General features: G+C 67.9%; 16 protein-coding genes and 1 tRNA gene. 5 read left to right on the top strand and 12 right to left on the bottom strand.

What is annotated here, in order from left to right; all coding sequences use genetic code 11:
• The first annotated feature begins 21 nt into the window (after positions 1 to 21).
• From E5A74_RS14565 to E5A74_RS14550, 4 genes are all read left to right on the top strand, one after another.
• On the top strand, positions 22 to 1599 hold the full coding sequence (locus E5A74_RS14565) for a sulfatase family protein (protein ID WP_206365878.1): 1578 nt from the start codon (positions 22 to 24) through the stop codon (positions 1597 to 1599).
• Between the two features lie 16 nt (positions 1600 to 1615).
• Positions 1616 to 2740 (top strand): hypothetical protein, encoded by a 1125-nt coding sequence (locus E5A74_RS14560; RefSeq protein WP_206365877.1) that lies wholly within the window; start codon positions 1616 to 1618, stop codon positions 2738 to 2740.
• Positions 2741 to 2742: 2 nt separating this feature from the next.
• On the top strand, positions 2743 to 4629 hold the full coding sequence (locus E5A74_RS14555; RefSeq protein ID WP_208411885.1) for a family 43 glycosylhydrolase: 1887 nt from the start codon (positions 2743 to 2745) through the stop codon (positions 4627 to 4629).
• Positions 4630 to 4970: 341 nt separating this feature from the next.
• Positions 4971 to 6221, top strand: a complete 1251-nt coding sequence (locus E5A74_RS14550) for a hypothetical protein (RefSeq protein ID WP_135986213.1) — start codon at positions 4971 to 4973, stop codon at positions 6219 to 6221.
• A 51-nt stretch (positions 6222 to 6272) separates the two neighbouring features.
• Here the strand turns inward: E5A74_RS14550 and E5A74_RS14545 are convergent, their stop codons facing one another.
• The 11 genes from E5A74_RS14545 to E5A74_RS14495 form a co-directional block, all read right to left on the bottom strand.
• A complete protein-coding gene (locus E5A74_RS14545; RefSeq protein WP_206365876.1) occupies positions 6273 to 6665 on the bottom strand; it encodes an ammonium transporter in 393 nt (130 codons plus the stop codon).
• Positions 6662 to 6958 carry an autorepressor SdpR family transcription factor gene (locus E5A74_RS14540; protein WP_135986211.1) on the bottom strand — a complete coding sequence of 99 codons (297 nt, stop codon included), beginning with the start codon at positions 6956 to 6958 and terminating at the stop codon, positions 6662 to 6664. Before E5A74_RS14540 ends, E5A74_RS14545 begins: the two co-directional genes overlap by 4 nt.
• 44 nt (positions 6959 to 7002) lie before the next feature.
• Positions 7003 to 7911 (bottom strand): formylglycine-generating enzyme family protein, encoded by a 909-nt coding sequence (locus tag E5A74_RS14535; protein WP_135986486.1) that lies wholly within the window; start codon positions 7909 to 7911, stop codon positions 7003 to 7005.
• Between the two features lie 14 nt (positions 7912 to 7925).
• Entirely contained in the window at positions 7926 to 8930 is a 1005-nt protein-coding gene (locus E5A74_RS14530) for a glycoside hydrolase family 43 protein (protein WP_135986209.1), read from the bottom strand.
• On the bottom strand, positions 8927 to 10000 hold the full coding sequence (locus E5A74_RS14525; protein ID WP_135986207.1) for a glycoside hydrolase family protein: 1074 nt from the start codon (positions 9998 to 10000) through the stop codon (positions 8927 to 8929). Before E5A74_RS14525 ends, E5A74_RS14530 begins: the two co-directional genes overlap by 4 nt.
• Before the next feature lie 94 nt (positions 10001 to 10094).
• Positions 10095 to 10490 carry a DUF1801 domain-containing protein gene (locus tag E5A74_RS14520; RefSeq protein ID WP_135986206.1) on the bottom strand — a complete coding sequence of 132 codons (396 nt, stop codon included), beginning with the start codon at positions 10488 to 10490 and terminating at the stop codon, positions 10095 to 10097.
• Between the two features lie 31 nt (positions 10491 to 10521).
• Positions 10522 to 10929, bottom strand: coding sequence for a DUF1801 domain-containing protein (locus E5A74_RS14515; protein ID WP_206365875.1), 408 nt, complete (start codon positions 10927 to 10929; stop codon positions 10522 to 10524).
• Positions 10930 to 10933: 4 nt separating this feature from the next.
• A complete protein-coding gene (locus E5A74_RS14510) occupies positions 10934 to 11155 on the bottom strand; it encodes a hypothetical protein (protein WP_135986202.1) in 222 nt (73 codons plus the stop codon).
• Between the two features lie 24 nt (positions 11156 to 11179).
• Complete coding sequence (locus E5A74_RS14505; protein WP_135986200.1) at positions 11180 to 11611, bottom strand: SRPBCC family protein; 432 nt, start codon at positions 11609 to 11611, stop codon at positions 11180 to 11182.
• Complete coding sequence (locus E5A74_RS14500; RefSeq protein WP_135986198.1) at positions 11608 to 11928, bottom strand: ArsR/SmtB family transcription factor; 321 nt, start codon at positions 11926 to 11928, stop codon at positions 11608 to 11610. Before E5A74_RS14500 ends, E5A74_RS14505 begins: the two co-directional genes overlap by 4 nt.
• A gap of 122 nt (positions 11929 to 12050) precedes the next feature.
• A complete protein-coding gene (locus E5A74_RS14495; protein WP_135986196.1) occupies positions 12051 to 12464 on the bottom strand; it encodes a DUF2147 domain-containing protein in 414 nt (137 codons plus the stop codon).
• Between the two features lie 419 nt (positions 12465 to 12883).
• Between E5A74_RS14495 and eco the strand changes: the two genes are divergently transcribed.
• Positions 12884 to 13333: a serine protease inhibitor ecotin gene (gene eco, locus E5A74_RS14490; protein WP_206365873.1), complete on the top strand. Its 450-nt coding sequence runs from the start codon at positions 12884 to 12886 to the stop codon at positions 13331 to 13333.
• A 64-nt stretch (positions 13334 to 13397) separates the two neighbouring features.
• Here eco and E5A74_RS14485 read toward each other — a convergent pair.
• Positions 13398 to 13473: transfer RNA gene (locus tag E5A74_RS14485), tRNA-Thr, on the bottom strand.
• Positions 13474 to 13508 lie beyond the last annotated feature (35 nt).

Below are 13508 nucleotides of genomic sequence, written 5' to 3'. Positions count from 1 at the left end.
ATCCGAACGCGGGAGAGCGATGTGAAAGCTGCGATCAGTCGTCGCGGGGTGCTGCTTGCGGGCGCTGCCGCACTGGTCGCGGGAGGGGCGCTGCCCGCGGCGACGGCGCGCCGGAAGCCCAATATCGTGGTGCTGTACGCCGACGATCTCGGCTATGGTGATCTGAGCTGCTACGGCGCCACGGCGCTGCGCACGCCCAATCTCGATCGGCTCGCCGCGCGCGGCACGCGTTTCGAGAACGCGCATTCGCCCTCGGCGACCTGCACGCCTTCGCGCTACGCGCTGCTCACCGGCGATTATGCGTGGCGCGCCTCGGGTACCCAGATCCTGCCGGGCGACGCCCCCGCGCTGATCCGTCCCGGCCGTTTCACGCTGCCGACGATGCTCAAGCGGGCGGGGTACGCGACCGGGCTGGTCGGCAAATGGCATCTCGGGCTCGGCGACGGGAGCGTCGACTGGAACGGCGAGATCGCGCCGGGTCCGCTCGACATCGGCTTCGACTATGGCTTCTTCATGCCGGCGACGCTCGATCGCGTCCCGACCGTGCTGATCGAGAACCGCCATGTGGTGAACCTCGATCCCGCCGATCCGATCGCGGTCAATTATCATACCAAAATCGGTGACGAGCCCACCGGCGCGGAGAATCCGGACCAGCTCAAATTCGGCGGCGATCCCGAGCATTCGGACACGATCGTCAATGGCATCGGCCGGATCGGCTGGATGACCGGCGGTCGCGCCGCGCGCTGGCACGACGAGGAGCTGAGCGACGTCCTGCTCGCCAAGGCGACCGCGTTCATCGAGCAGCACAGGGCCGATCCGTTCTTCCTCTATTTCGCGGTCAACGAGCCGCATGTCCCGCGCGCGCCGCATCCGCGCTTCGTCGGAAAATCGGGCATGGGGCCGCGCGGCGATGCGATCCTCCAGCTCGACTGGACGGTTGGCGCGCTGATCGCCACGCTGGCGCGGCTCGGCATCACCGACGACACGCTGATCGTGTTCAGCAGCGACAACGGCCCGATCCTGTTCGACGGCTATGCCGATCACGCGGTCGCGCTGGCCGGCGCGCACCGCCCGGCCGGGCCCTATCGCAGCGGCAAATACGCGATCTACGAGGGCGGCACGCGGGTGCCGATGATCACGTGCTGGCCGGGGCAGGTGCGCGCCGGCCATGTTTCGCGGGCGATCGTCGATCATGTCGACCTCGTCGCCTCGCTCGCCGCGCTGGTCGGGCAGGCGCTGCCGCGCGACGGCGCGGTCGACAGTTTCGACATGCTCGCGCCGCTGCTCGGCCACAGCGATCGCGGGCGCGACCATGTCGTCGAGGATACCAAGCTGATGGTCACCACCGGGGCGACGGTGGCGAGCGACGGCGAGCGGATCCTCGCGATCCGGGTCGGCGACTGGAAGCTGATCCGCGGCAGCGTGGCGCCGCACGAATTCCATGGCAACGCGATCGGCACGAGCCCACGCGACCAGCTCTACAATCTCGCCGAGGACCCGGGCGAGCGGGACGATCTCGCGGCGAAGCTGCCCGATCGCGCCCGCGCGCTGGCGGCGTGGCTCGACAAGATCGAACGCGACGGCCGCAGCCGTCCCTGAATCCGGAGGAAGAGTGATGCGGAAGCTTCTCGGACTATGCGCGGCGGCGCTGCTCGGCATGGCGGGCCCAGCGCTCGCGCAGGGCGCGCTCGGCGCGAACTACAACGAGCATTTCGAGGACGTCGATTGGCGCGATCTGCAAAAGGCCGATGCGCGCTGGGTCCGGCTGTTCCTGCCGATGCCGCAGGTCGATCGCACCGGCGCCGCGGGGCATGGCGCGGTCCGGACGATCCTCGCTGCCGCCGATCGCGGCTACAAGACGATCCTGACCCTCAAATATCCCTATAACCGCGTCGCCTTTCCCAAGGTCGGCAGCGCCGAGTTCGAGAAGCAGCTGGCGCGCACCGATGCGGTGCTGCCGCTGGTGATGGGCAAGGTCGATATCCTCGTGATCGGCAACGAGCCGTTCATCGAGAGCCGCCAGCAAGATTGGGACGCCAATTTCAACGAATTCTACGAGCAGCTGGCCCGGCGCGTGATCGCCTATCGCGCCGCGCATTGCGGCAAGGACTGCAAGACGCGGCTCTATATGGGCGCGCTCAATCACATCGAGCGCCCCGCCTGGCGCACCCCGGCGACCGAGCGCTGGCTCTCCTTCATCAAGGCGACGCCCGAGCTCGACGGCGTCAACCTCCACCCGCACATCCGCGCGATCGAGGAATCGAAGCCGTTCCTCGACTATGTCCTGCCGCGGTTGCGCCCGGACCAGAAGTTCATCGTCACCGAATTCTCGCTGGTCTGGTGGTGGCAGGCCAATATGGAGAAGCCGGCGCCCGCTGCCTTCCTCGCCCAATATGGCTTCCCCGCCGGCACGCAAAACTGGCAGGTGATCGCGGCGGCGCTGAAGAATCCGTTCCCCAAACCGCAATGGGACGCGTTTCTCTCCGCCAGCCCGTGGTTCGAGAGCAGGAAGCATTATCTGCGCAACCAGATGAAGCTGTTCAACGACACCGGTCGACTTGCGGTGGCCACCTATGGCTTCAAGCAGGGCAGCTCGATGTCGGCGGAGTGGGGACCGAAAAAGGTGCCGTGGCTGCTCAACAGCGTGGTCGCCGGCCGTTCGGTGCAGCCCAATCCGGACGGCAGCAGCGCGTTCAACTATGCCTGGATCGACGACTTCCGGGCATTGCAGAAGAAGTGACCATGAACCGCCTGCTCCTCGCCGCCCTGCTCGCCCCGGCGTTCGCCACCTCCACGGCGCAGGCGCAGGCGCCCGCCAAGGGCGTGGCCGACGATATCTTCGCCGATCACCCCTCGATGGATCGCAACGCCGTGGTGATGCCGGGGCCGGACGCGAAGCCGGTGGTGCCCTTCTTCGCCGAGCGACCGATCGGCGACGCTTCGATCGCGCGGACCGCGGACGGCGGCTGGATCCTCACCGGCACGCCGCTGCGGAGCGGCGCGCGGCACGGCGTCGCGCTGTGGACCTCGATCGACGGCAAGAGCTGGAAAGGCTGGGGCCCGGCGCGGATCGCGGGCAACGGCATCGCGCCGGGCGACGTCTCGGAACGCTATCTCGCCCCGTCGGTGACCGTCGCGCGGGGCGGGCTCTATCTCGCCTTTTCGGACAAGACCGGCTGCGCGCGCATCGCCACCGGGACCACCCCGGGCGGCAGCTTCGCCGCCTCGCCCTGCCTCGTCGAGGATACGTCCGACGCCTCCTTGTTCGTCGACAGGGACGGCACGGGCTATCTGCTCTGGGGCGGCGGGTACATCGCGAAGCTGCGGCCGGGCTTCCAGAAGCTGGCCGAGGCGCCGCGCTTCCTCAAGCCCGACCAGAAGCTGTTCGCCGCGCATCCGCCAGTGGGCAAGGACTGGCCGGTGCGGACCCGCGTCGGCCGCACCGGCGCGACGATGTTCCGCGACGGCGATCGCTATCTGCTCGCCGCCAGCGAAGTCACCGGCCGGATGCGCACCGCGACCGAGGACCTGTTCATCGCCGAGGGGCCGACGCCCTATGGCCCGTTCTCGATGCGGATGCTGGCGGTGCCGCATGCCGGGCGCGGAGCGATCGTGCGGCGCGACGACGGCGGGCTGGCGACGGCGTATAATCCGAAATGCGAGGACGGCTTCGCGCTGTTCTGCGAGCAGGTCGGGCTGGTGCCGCTCGAGCGCGCGCCCGACGGCCGGCTGCGCCAGGCGGCATCGGTGCTCACCGAGGACAGCGCCGTCGCGGCGCGCAGGCCGCTGATCACCGGCGAGACGATGCGCGATCCCTCGGTCACGCTCGGCGGCGACGGCTTCTACTATCTGGTCGGCACGCTCGACGGCTATGGCTATCACAAGCCCGAAGGCGGGGTGAAGCTGTGGCGCTCGGCCGACCTCCGCCAATGGGACGCGGTCGGCCTCGTCTGGCGCTGGGAAGACATGGGCTATGATTTCGGCGGCAACATCGCCGAGCTCTGGGCGCCCGAGATCAAATGGGTCGCGCGCGACCGGACCTATTATCTCGCCTTTTCGGTGATGGAGCGCGGGGTCGGCGGCAAGACCTGGCTCTATCGCTCGAGCAGCGGCAAGGCCGAGGGCCCCTATCAGAACGTCACGACCAGCTATCTGGTCGAAGGGATCGACGGCTTTCCGTTCGAGGATGACGACGGGCTCTATTTCCTGTGGGGCGGGGGCCGCATCGCGAAGCTCAACGCCGCGCGGAGCGGCTTCGACGGGCCGGTGCGCACCCTTGCCGATGTCGATGGCGACGCGGTGGGCTATGAAGGCAACGGCCTGATCAAGGTCAACGGGGTGTATTTCCTGACCGGCGCCGAATGGCACGGGCCCTTACGGACGCATGGCACCTACGACATGATGTACGGCACCTCGAAATCGCTGTTCGGGCCGTACAGCCAGCGCCGGATGGGCGCGCCGCATGGCGGGCACGGCACGGCCTTCGCCGACAAGCAGGGACGCTATTGGTACACGATGTTCGGCAACGACCCGACCGCGCCGTGGCGGATGCATTTCGGGCTGGTGCCGATCGACATCGGCGACCCTGCCTCGATCGGGGTGCCGCGGATCGACGCCGCGCGGGAATGACCGCGTGTAGGAAGAGAGCGCGCGAGTCGTGAAGGATTTGCCGCGGCAAGAGTCGCAAGAGTCGCGATAGAACGACTCTCCCGTTGCGCGGGTAGGAAATGTGGTTGCGTGCGGCTGTAGGACAATCGACGGTGTCAAAGAGCGGGGCCGCGGCGGAGCCGGGCCGGCACCGAGGGCAGCAGACGAAATCCTGCATTGCAAGAAGGCGGTTCGGCGGTTGCCGGGTGGATCGCGATCCCGGGACCTTCGCGCGACGAACGAACCCAGCGCCTGCTTTACCGGACGTTGAGAGCAGGCCGCTACGCAGGTAGCCCCGCGACACGGCAAGGGCCTACGACGACGTGACGCTCGCTGACTTCAATCGAGGCGCAGACCTCACCGCCGAAACCGTCGAAGCGTTCGGCGCGTCCGGAAATCCGTTGATCGACGGGCTTTGGAGCAAGCCTGCTGCATCGATACGGCAGCACGAAGCCATCGGTATCGGCTTGTTCGAGACGTTGCTCGCAGGCTCGTCGCGAGACATTCGGGCGCGCGTGCATCGCGCCATCCGGGCACTGCCGCTCAGCTGGGGAACCTATTGGTTCCTGTATCAAGACAGGCGATTGCGGGGAAATTCCAGCGATTGGGCCGATGCGGTCGCTGCCCTGCTGATCCGCATGCCATTGGCCCACGCCATGCATCGCGGCGGGCATTATGGCAGTGCCCGGCCGGTTATCGTCGCCTGCCTGCATCAACTGCTGTTGTCGTCGCATGTGAAAGGGCTCGATTACGATCGGCCTCTTCAGGCGAGGATGGGTCAGATCGTGGATGTCGTCGCGTGGTTCGCGCGAAACGACCCCGACGCCAGCCGCGACATCGGCCTGGCCATGGCACCCCTGATGCAATTTCTCTGGGATCGAAGGGCCGATGGCGGGCTTGCCGGCGATACGCGGGAGTCGATCCACCGGCTCTACACGTTTCTGGATCAGAACCTCGACGTGTGCGCGCGCATGCCGGGCGCATGGCCTTCGATCCACGAATATTGCCTGAAGGCGCTGGGGATTGCCCCGCGGGACTCGATCGTCTGGCAATTGCAGGACGATTTGCCAGGACTGGTGAACGCGTTCAAGCGATCCCTGTCGCGCAGAATCGGCGCGGATCTCGCGGAGCGGCTGCTTTCCGACGACCGGTTGGATCCCGCAGAACTCTGCCGCGCCGGGCAGGCGACGGATATGCTGCTGCGTCTCCTGCGCGCCAGAGAGCTATGGCGTGGCACCGCCGGGCTCGGACGCGAGAACAGCTATGATATCCTGCACCGCGCGCTCGATGCGTTCAGAAACTGGCGTGACCTGAATGATATGATCCGTGGCGTGGCCGCTGTCGACGCGCCCGCCAGTGACGCCCAGATGGCGGAACTGGTTCGCTCGTTGGCGGGCGCTGGAAACATTGTCGCCGAGCAGATCGTCCCCCGCGCCCTGCAGCGCGCCCGCATGCCAGGCTTCCCGATGACGCGTCAGGCTCTCGAGGATCTCCCCGTCACCGGCGAGATGAACGTCGTACCGTATTTCGACGAGACGTTGCGGAAGGTGAAACGCGGCCTTCGTTCGATCTGAGGTCGACTGCGAGCAACGATTTCGCGCTGGGTCCTGCCTTCCGCCGGCTCGTCACTTGCCCGCCTGCGCACGCGCGCGGGCGCGCAGCTGGAGGCAATAGGCCAGCGTTGCGATCATCCCCGCCGCCACCACGCCGGTGCCGAGGCTGATCGCCAACGGGATCGGCGCGAAGATCCACAGGCCGGTATAGACCAGCCCGCTGAGCACCAGCGACCAGCCGGCGAAGCGGGTGATCTGGCGCGCGCAGGCACTGGGCGCGACGATCTTGGGCGCGCGATTGCCGAACCAGGCGATCATCAGCCCGTTCGCGCCGATGACCAGCCGCAGCACGGTATCCTGATCGATATAGCCCCGCTGGCGGGCGAAGGTCGCGCCCAGCGCCAGCACAATGATCGCGCCGGCGCAGACGAGGCCCGGGACGAGTTCGTCGAGAGGTTTCTTCATCGCTGGATCTCCATCCTGGCCGGCGCCGCTTCGCCGCCAAGGCCGAAAGAGTGGGCGAAGCCGAGCAGCGCCTCTTCGAGCACCGAGAGCTTCAGATGATAGAGGACCGACTTGCCGGCCTTTTCGGCATGGACGAGATCGGCTTCCCTGAGCACGGCGAAATGCGCCGACATGGTCGGCTTCGAGACGTCGAAATGCTCGCAAAGCTCGCCGGCGCTCATCGGTCCGCCGCGCAGCAACTGCAGCACGCGGCGGCGCGTGGGATCCGAAAGGGCTTTGAACACCTGGCTCATGATTCGATAATTAGCTAATAATCGAATTGATCGCAAGCCCGATCTCATTCGCGGACCACGCAGCGGAAGCCGATATGGCTGGTCGGGCTGTCGATCGGCTGGGCGTGGCGCGCCGCGGGGCGATAGCGTTGGCAGTAATTGGCGGCGCAGAGATGCGAGCCGCCCTTGAGCACTTTCCGGCCGATCGCCGGGCCCGACGGATCGATGCTGTTCTTGCGATTGCCGCCGCGCGGATCGGGGACCGCGCAGCACGGGCTCTTGTCCTTGCCGGGGCGCAGCGTCTTCGGCACCGCATACCAGTCGCGCGTCCACTCCCAGACATTGCCGATCATATCGACAAGGCCATGGCCGTTGGCGGGATAGGCGCCGACCGGGGTGGTGCGGCAACCGCCATCGGCGCGCTGATTGGCGAAGGGGAAGAGGCCCTGCCAGTAATTGGCGAGGATCGCGCCGCCGGGAGCGAGTTCGTCACCCCAGGCATAGTCGGCGCCGTCGAGCCCGCCGCGCGCGGCATATTCCCATTCGGCCTCGGTCGGCAGCGCCTTGCCGGCCCAGCCGGCATAGGCCTCGGCATCGGCGAAGGCGATATGGACCGCGGGGTGATCGGGCAGCGCTTCGCTGCCCGGGCCGAGCGGGTGCCGCCAGTCGGCGCCGGGGACGAAGGCCCACCATTGGCCGTAATCGTCGAGCGGCACCGGGCCGGCGGTCGGCTGGAACACCGCCGAGCCGGCCTGCGCCTCCACGGGCGCGAGGCCGGGATAGTCGCGCGGATCGGGGGCGATCTCGGCGAAGGTGCGATAGCCGGTCGCCGCGACAAAGGCGGCGAACTGGCGATTGGTCACCGGCGTCTCGTCGATCCAGAAAGCGTCGACGCGGACGCGGCGCACCGGGCGCTCCTCGGGGTAGAAACGTTCCGCGCCCATCGCGAAGGCGCCGCCGGCGATGCGGCGCATGCCCGGCGGCGGCGTCACCGCGCGGGCAGCGTGCCGTCCGCGACCGGATCGCCGAACACCGGGTGCCCGTCGCGCCCGAAGGTGACGCGCTGGATCCGCGGCGCGCGCCGGGGCGTGCACTTCATGTCGGCGGCGGGATTGGCGTGGTAGACGATCCAGTGCTGGCCGTCGGGCGAGGTGAAGAAGCCGTTGTGCCCCGGGGCGAACACGCCGTGCGCGGGCGATTTGGCGATCACCGGGCCGGGCGCCTTGGTCCACATCTTCGCGTCGAGCGGATTGGCGTTCGCCGGTGCGCGGAGCAGGCCGATCGCGTAATCGTCCGACCAGCAGGCGCTGCCCGAATAGCTGAGGAACAGATCGCCCTTCGGGCCGGCGAGGAATTCGGGGCCTTCGAGGATCTGGCGGCCGCCCTGGCGCTCCCAGCTCTGATCGGGGCGGGCGATGATCGTCTCGGGGCCGGTGAGCGTCCACGGATTGGCCATTGCGACGATCGCGAGATTGCTGTCGGGGCCGACATAGGGCGAATAGACGAAATAGCGCTTGCCGCGCCACGCGAAGGTGGTGCCGTCGATGCCGGTATGCGCGGTCTCGAGCCGGCCGCGATCGACCCAGTTGGCGCTCAACGGGTCGGCCGAGGCGTTCTCGAGCACGAAGATGCCGCGATGCGCGTCGTCATTATGCCCCGCCGCGGCGGCGGTGTAATAGAGATACCATTTGCCGTCGATGCGGTGCAGCTCGGGCGCCCACACCGCCTCGGCATTGGGACCGGTGGCCGGCGCGCGCCACACGGTGACCTCCTCGGCCTCGGCGAGCTTGCCGAGATCGCGCGTCTTGCGGATCGCGATGCGATTGCCGAGCGTGTTGAGATAATAATAGTCCTGCCCCTCACGCGTGATCCACGGATCGGGGCCCGAGGGCAGCAGCGGATTGGCGAAGCGCGTGTCGTCCGCCGCGCCGGCGAGCAGCAGGACGAGCGACGCGGCCGCGGCGGCGCGGGCGGACAGGTTGACGAGTTTCACTGAATCTCTCCGGGAAAGGCCGCGACGAGCGCGTCATATTGCTTGCGGCTGATTTCGAGCATCGAGCCGTGCCGGGTGCCCGCGGGCATGGTGTAGCGGTTCCACGCGTCGACCCCGCTATTGCCGGACACCTGATACCACGGCCCCTCGAGCCGCGGCGCGCGCGACAGGCCGTAGCTGGTGCCGGCATATTGCTCGTACCAGAGCAGCCAGTCGTTGGTTTGCGGCGCGCGGATCAGCGTCGGCGCCTCGCGGAAATTGGGGCTGAGCGGCGGGCCGGGCTCGGGATACGGCCCGAGCAGCTTGTCGGCGCAGCTGATCCGGATCGTCTTGCCGGTGATCCAGTTGTACGACGGATAGCGCTCGTCCTTGATCACCGCGCAATAGCCGCCCTGCGGGTTGGGCTGCACGATCGTGTCGATCGTCGCCATCTCCCAAGTGAAGAGCCGCTTCGGCTTCGCCGGCAGCTTCGCCAGATCGGCGCCGGTCACGTAGAGCGTGCGCTGGCTCGCCCAATAGCGCTCGGGATCTTCCTTCGCGCCGGGCACGCTGGGAGTGTGCCACGTCAGCAGGAAGGCGTTCGAGGCCTTGTCGAACAGCAGCTTGGGCGCGCCGATCCGCTGCAGCGCATTGGCGTGATGCGGGATGTTCTTCAGATCGGGCTGATAGGTGGCATAAGGCGTCCAGCGGATCAGATCGTCCGAGACCCAGAAGCGGATCAGCGGATCTTCGTCGCTCTTGTTGCCGACCAGATAGTAGCGCCCGTCGGGCCCGCGCGCGATCGAGGCGTGGCCGTGATAGTCCTCCGACACCGGCTTGCCGGCGTTGATCCGGCGCCAGTGCAGCCCGTCGAGGCTGACCGAATAATAGAGGACGCCGTAGCGCTCCCGGGTCATGTGCGCGAACAGATAGGCGCGGGCGGGATCGATCGCCGGTGTCTCGGGGGCGCCGGGGGGCACGCTCTGCGCCCGCGCGGCGCCGGTGCTGCCGAGCAGAAGCGCCGCGGCGAGCAGGATTCCGCCGCGGATCGCCGCGCGGCCCCGCCGCCCGCGCCTGTTGAGTTCGCCCATGCTCCGCTCCCGATCACTTAGCTTATTTATCATACATAGCGGCGAGCGGCGCGGTTGCGCAAGCGGCCAGCGCGGGGCGCGGCTGCGGTGTCGATTACGCCTTTTTTGCCCGGGCCGGCGGTTTGGCGCGATTGAGCGCGGCGGCCTCGCGGATCAGCGCCTTGAGCGCGTCCGCGTCGATCGCCTCGCCCTCATGGATGTCGATCGCGCGGCGGGTGTTGCCGTCGAGGCTCGCATTGAACAGGCCCTTGGGATCGGGCAGCGACGCGCCCTTGGCGAAGGTGAGCTTGACCGCGGCCTTGTAGGTCTCGCCGGTGGTGAGGATCCCGCTCGCCGACCAGACCGGCACGCCGCGCCACTTCCACTCCTCGATCACCTCGGGAACGGCCTCGTGGATCAGCGTGCGGACGCGGGCGAGCGTCGCGCCGCGCCAGTCGTTCAGTGCCTCGATGCGCGCGTCGATCCGCTGCGAGGGGGTCGGGTCGGTCATGCTGCTTCCTTCTCAAACAATCGCGCGCGGATCACATCCGCTCGCCGGGCAATTTGCTCGCCTGCTTCACCCAGTCGACGAACTGGGCTTCGTCGATCGGCGCATCCTCGTGGAGGTCGAGATAGCGGACCTGCGGGTATTTCGAGAGCCCGGCCGGGGCGGGATCGAGCGATGCGCCCTCGAAGAAGGTCACCTTCACATAGCGATCGAAGCAGTGGAAGCTGAGGAACCAGCCCTTGCCGGGCATGCCGTAGAAGGGCGAGTTCCACTTCACCGCCTTGCGCACCTCGGGCAGCGCCTCGCCGATCAGCCGGTCGAGCGTGCGGCCGATCGCCTGCTTCCACCCGGGCATCGCGGCGATATAGGCCTGCACCGGCGCATCGCCCTCGCCCTTGGGGATCTGGGGATTGCCCCCGGCGAGCAGCTTCGGCGGCGCCATCGCGCTAGTCCTGCGCCGCGACGCGGCGTGCCGCGCGCCCGCGGGCGACATAGGGCAGCGCGAACAGATAGAGCCCGGTCACCAGCAGCAGGATCAGCGGGACCAGCGCGAACAGACCGAGCCATGCCGGCGGCTGCCCCTGGCCCATCGCGACCATGTAGCCGATCACGCCGAGCGTGAAGGCGATCGCCGTCCAGCGATGGAATTGGCGGATTTTGCCGTTCATGCCTGTCTCCTTGCTCCCGGGAGTTCAGTCGAGCCGCCCGGCGAGCTCGTCGAGCTTGCCGAGGAATTGCTGCCAGCCGAGCTTCGCGCCGCCGAACGCCTGCTTCTGATCGGGCCGGAAGCCGGTCTGCTCCATGCGCAGCAGGGTGCCGCCGGGAGTGGGGGTGAGGGTGAAGGTCACCACGCTCTCGAGCGCGAAGGCGGGATCGTCGCTGGCGAAGTTCCAGCTATAGGCGAGCGTCTCGTACGGATCGATCTCGAGCACCTCGCAATCGAGCACGCCGCCCCATTCGCCGCGCAGCTGGAAGCGATGGCCGCGCTCGGGGCTGAAATCATTCTGCATCAGCCATTCGGCGATCAGATGCGGCTGGGTGAGCGCGCGCCACAATTTCTCGGGCGGGTGCGGCATCGCGCGCTCGACGGTGACGGTCTGCACGGCGGCGGGGGTGGCGGTCATTGGTCCATCCTTTTGAGCAAATCCTCGAGATCGTCGAACCGGCTCTGCCAGAAGCCGGTCATCCGGCTGGTCCAGTCGACGAGCGGCGCGAGCGCGCCGAGCTGGGCGCGATAATGCGTCTGGCGGCCCTCGGGCCGGTCGAGCACCAGCCCCGCCGCCTTGAGCAGCCCGAGATGCTTCGACACCGCCGGCTGCGACACGCCGGCACGCGCGGTGAGCGCCGCGACGGTCTGCTCGCCCTCGCGGCACAGCCGTTCGAAGATCGCGCGCCGGGTGGGATCGGCGAGGGTACGGAAAAGGGCATCGGGCTCGGGCATCAAACACATAACTCAGCGGTTATGGGTTGATCCATAATCACATGGTTATGAATGAGTCAAGCGCGGGTTCGACGGGCAGCGGGAAAATCGCGCGGTGCGGCGAGGCGCCCGATCGCTGGCGGCTAGCGAATCCGTCGCAGCGTCTGCGATTTGCAGATCACCCCGCCGAGGGTGCAGCCGGTGCCTTTGAGGGTGTTGGCGTCGAGCATCACCACGGTGCCCGAGAAGGTCCGGTTGATGTCGGGGACGAAGACCTTGCCGCGCCAATTGCCCTTCCGGTCCTTGCGGAAATCGTGGAACAGGTCGAGCCCGATCAGATTGGGCGTGCCGCCGCGGCGGGCATCGGCGATGGCCTTTTCGCTGGCCCAGACGACCTTGCCGCACATTGAATTGCCGCAATGATAGGCCTCGAGATGCACGCTGTTGCTGCCGTTGCGCCACAGCCCGAGTGCGGCGTCGCCATCGCGCGCGAAGGCGGGCGATCCGCTCGCGGCGAGCAAGGGGAGGAGCAGCAGCGTTCGAACGGAGAGCCTCATCGCATTTCCCTCCACAGCAGGCGCCGGCGCGCGGGGCGCAATCCGCGGGCTGCATCGCGCACGACGGCAGGCGTGCATATACAAGTTTACCCGTGGGAGACAGGGGAGGCGATCCCCTCGGGGAATGTCGCCGGACGGACGAGAGCGCCGGTTCCCGCGCCCGCGAACCCGCCTCGCCGACGCCGACGCCGTCGTGCCGTCGCGTGTCGGAAGACGGCCGCGCTTCGACATCGGTGGAAACCCCTGCTCCAATCGGCGATAATCGCGATGTTCAGCGGTGGGCGGACCAAGCTAGGCCGACGGAGCGAGGCGGGCGTGCACCGCCTTCGTCGCCGGCTGTGACGAGGTGAGAAATGTCAGACCGTCTTTCCCCGCTTCGGATGCGCCGTCGGGCGCGAGCGCTTCCCCTTGGTGCTGCGGTGCTGGCTTGCCTCGGTGTCGGTGTCGCGCCGGCGATGGCCCAGCGCACCGCGCAGCAGGAACTGGCGGCCTTCCCCCAGGCGCCTGCCGGGCAAGTGCGGCGGGTGATCTTCGTGCCGAAGGAAGCCAATGAGGATGGGCTGCGAATCGGGCTGATCGTCGGCCGGACGATGCGCGTCGACTGCAATCGCCACCTCTTCGCCGCACGGATCGAGACGCGCACCGTGCAGGGCTGGGGCTATGACTATTTCGTCGTCACCGAGGCGGGCGCGCCGGCCAGCACGTTGATGGCCTGCCCGCCGGGCAGCGAGCGCCGCGAATTCGTGCGCGCGGCGGAGGAGCCGCTGCTCCGCTACAACAGCCGCCTGCCGGTCGTGGTGTTCGCCCCGGCGGGGGTGGAGGTGCGGTACCGGATCTGGCGGGCCGGGCGCGAGGCGGTGGCGCGGTGAGGGTGTCGCAGGCGCGCGTACGGCAGCGCCGCCCGCGGCTTTTTTGGATTTAGGATGAAAAGGATGGTGCCGCTTACAGGACTCGAACCTGTGACCCCCGCATTACGAATGCGATGCTCTACCAGCTGAGCTAAAGCGGCCAACCGAGGCGTCACGGCCCCGGAGAGAGCGCGCG

Origin of the sequence: Sphingomonas naasensis (genome assembly GCF_004792695.1) — a bacterium.
In the GTDB taxonomy this organism is placed as follows: Bacteria; Pseudomonadota; Alphaproteobacteria; order Sphingomonadales; family Sphingomonadaceae; genus Sphingomonas; species Sphingomonas naasensis.
The sequence above is the reverse complement of the archived record's forward strand: the minus strand, read 5'-3'. Positions and strand labels throughout refer to the sequence as shown.

Coding starts and splice junctions, on each gene's coding strand:
- E5A74_RS14545 (WP_206365876.1), bottom strand. CDS start 6,665: ATGAAGAAACCTCTCGACGAACTCGTCCCGGGCCTCGTCTGCGCCGGC.
- E5A74_RS14560 (WP_206365877.1), top strand. CDS start 1,616: ATGCGGAAGCTTCTCGGACTATGCGCGGCGGCGCTGCTCGGCATGGCG.
- E5A74_RS14500 (WP_135986198.1), bottom strand. CDS start 11,928: ATGCCCGAGCCCGATGCCCTTTTCCGTACCCTCGCCGATCCCACCCGG.
- E5A74_RS14505 (WP_135986200.1), bottom strand. CDS start 11,611: ATGACCGCCACCCCCGCCGCCGTGCAGACCGTCACCGTCGAGCGCGCG.
- E5A74_RS14525 (WP_135986207.1), bottom strand. CDS start 10,000: ATGGGCGAACTCAACAGGCGCGGGCGGCGGGGCCGCGCGGCGATCCGC.
- E5A74_RS14515 (WP_206365875.1), bottom strand. CDS start 10,929: ATGGCGCCGCCGAAGCTGCTCGCCGGGGGCAATCCCCAGATCCCCAAG.
- E5A74_RS14555 (WP_208411885.1), top strand. CDS start 2,743: ATGAACCGCCTGCTCCTCGCCGCCCTGCTCGCCCCGGCGTTCGCCACC.
- E5A74_RS14520 (WP_135986206.1), bottom strand. CDS start 10,490: ATGACCGACCCGACCCCCTCGCAGCGGATCGACGCGCGCATCGAGGCA.
- E5A74_RS14535 (WP_135986486.1), bottom strand. CDS start 7,911: ATGCGCCGCATCGCCGGCGGCGCCTTCGCGATGGGCGCGGAACGTTTC.
- E5A74_RS14510 (WP_135986202.1), bottom strand. CDS start 11,155: ATGAACGGCAAAATCCGCCAATTCCATCGCTGGACGGCGATCGCCTTC.
- E5A74_RS14495 (WP_135986196.1), bottom strand. CDS start 12,464: ATGAGGCTCTCCGTTCGAACGCTGCTGCTCCTCCCCTTGCTCGCCGCG.
- E5A74_RS14540 (WP_135986211.1), bottom strand. CDS start 6,958: ATGAGCCAGGTGTTCAAAGCCCTTTCGGATCCCACGCGCCGCCGCGTG.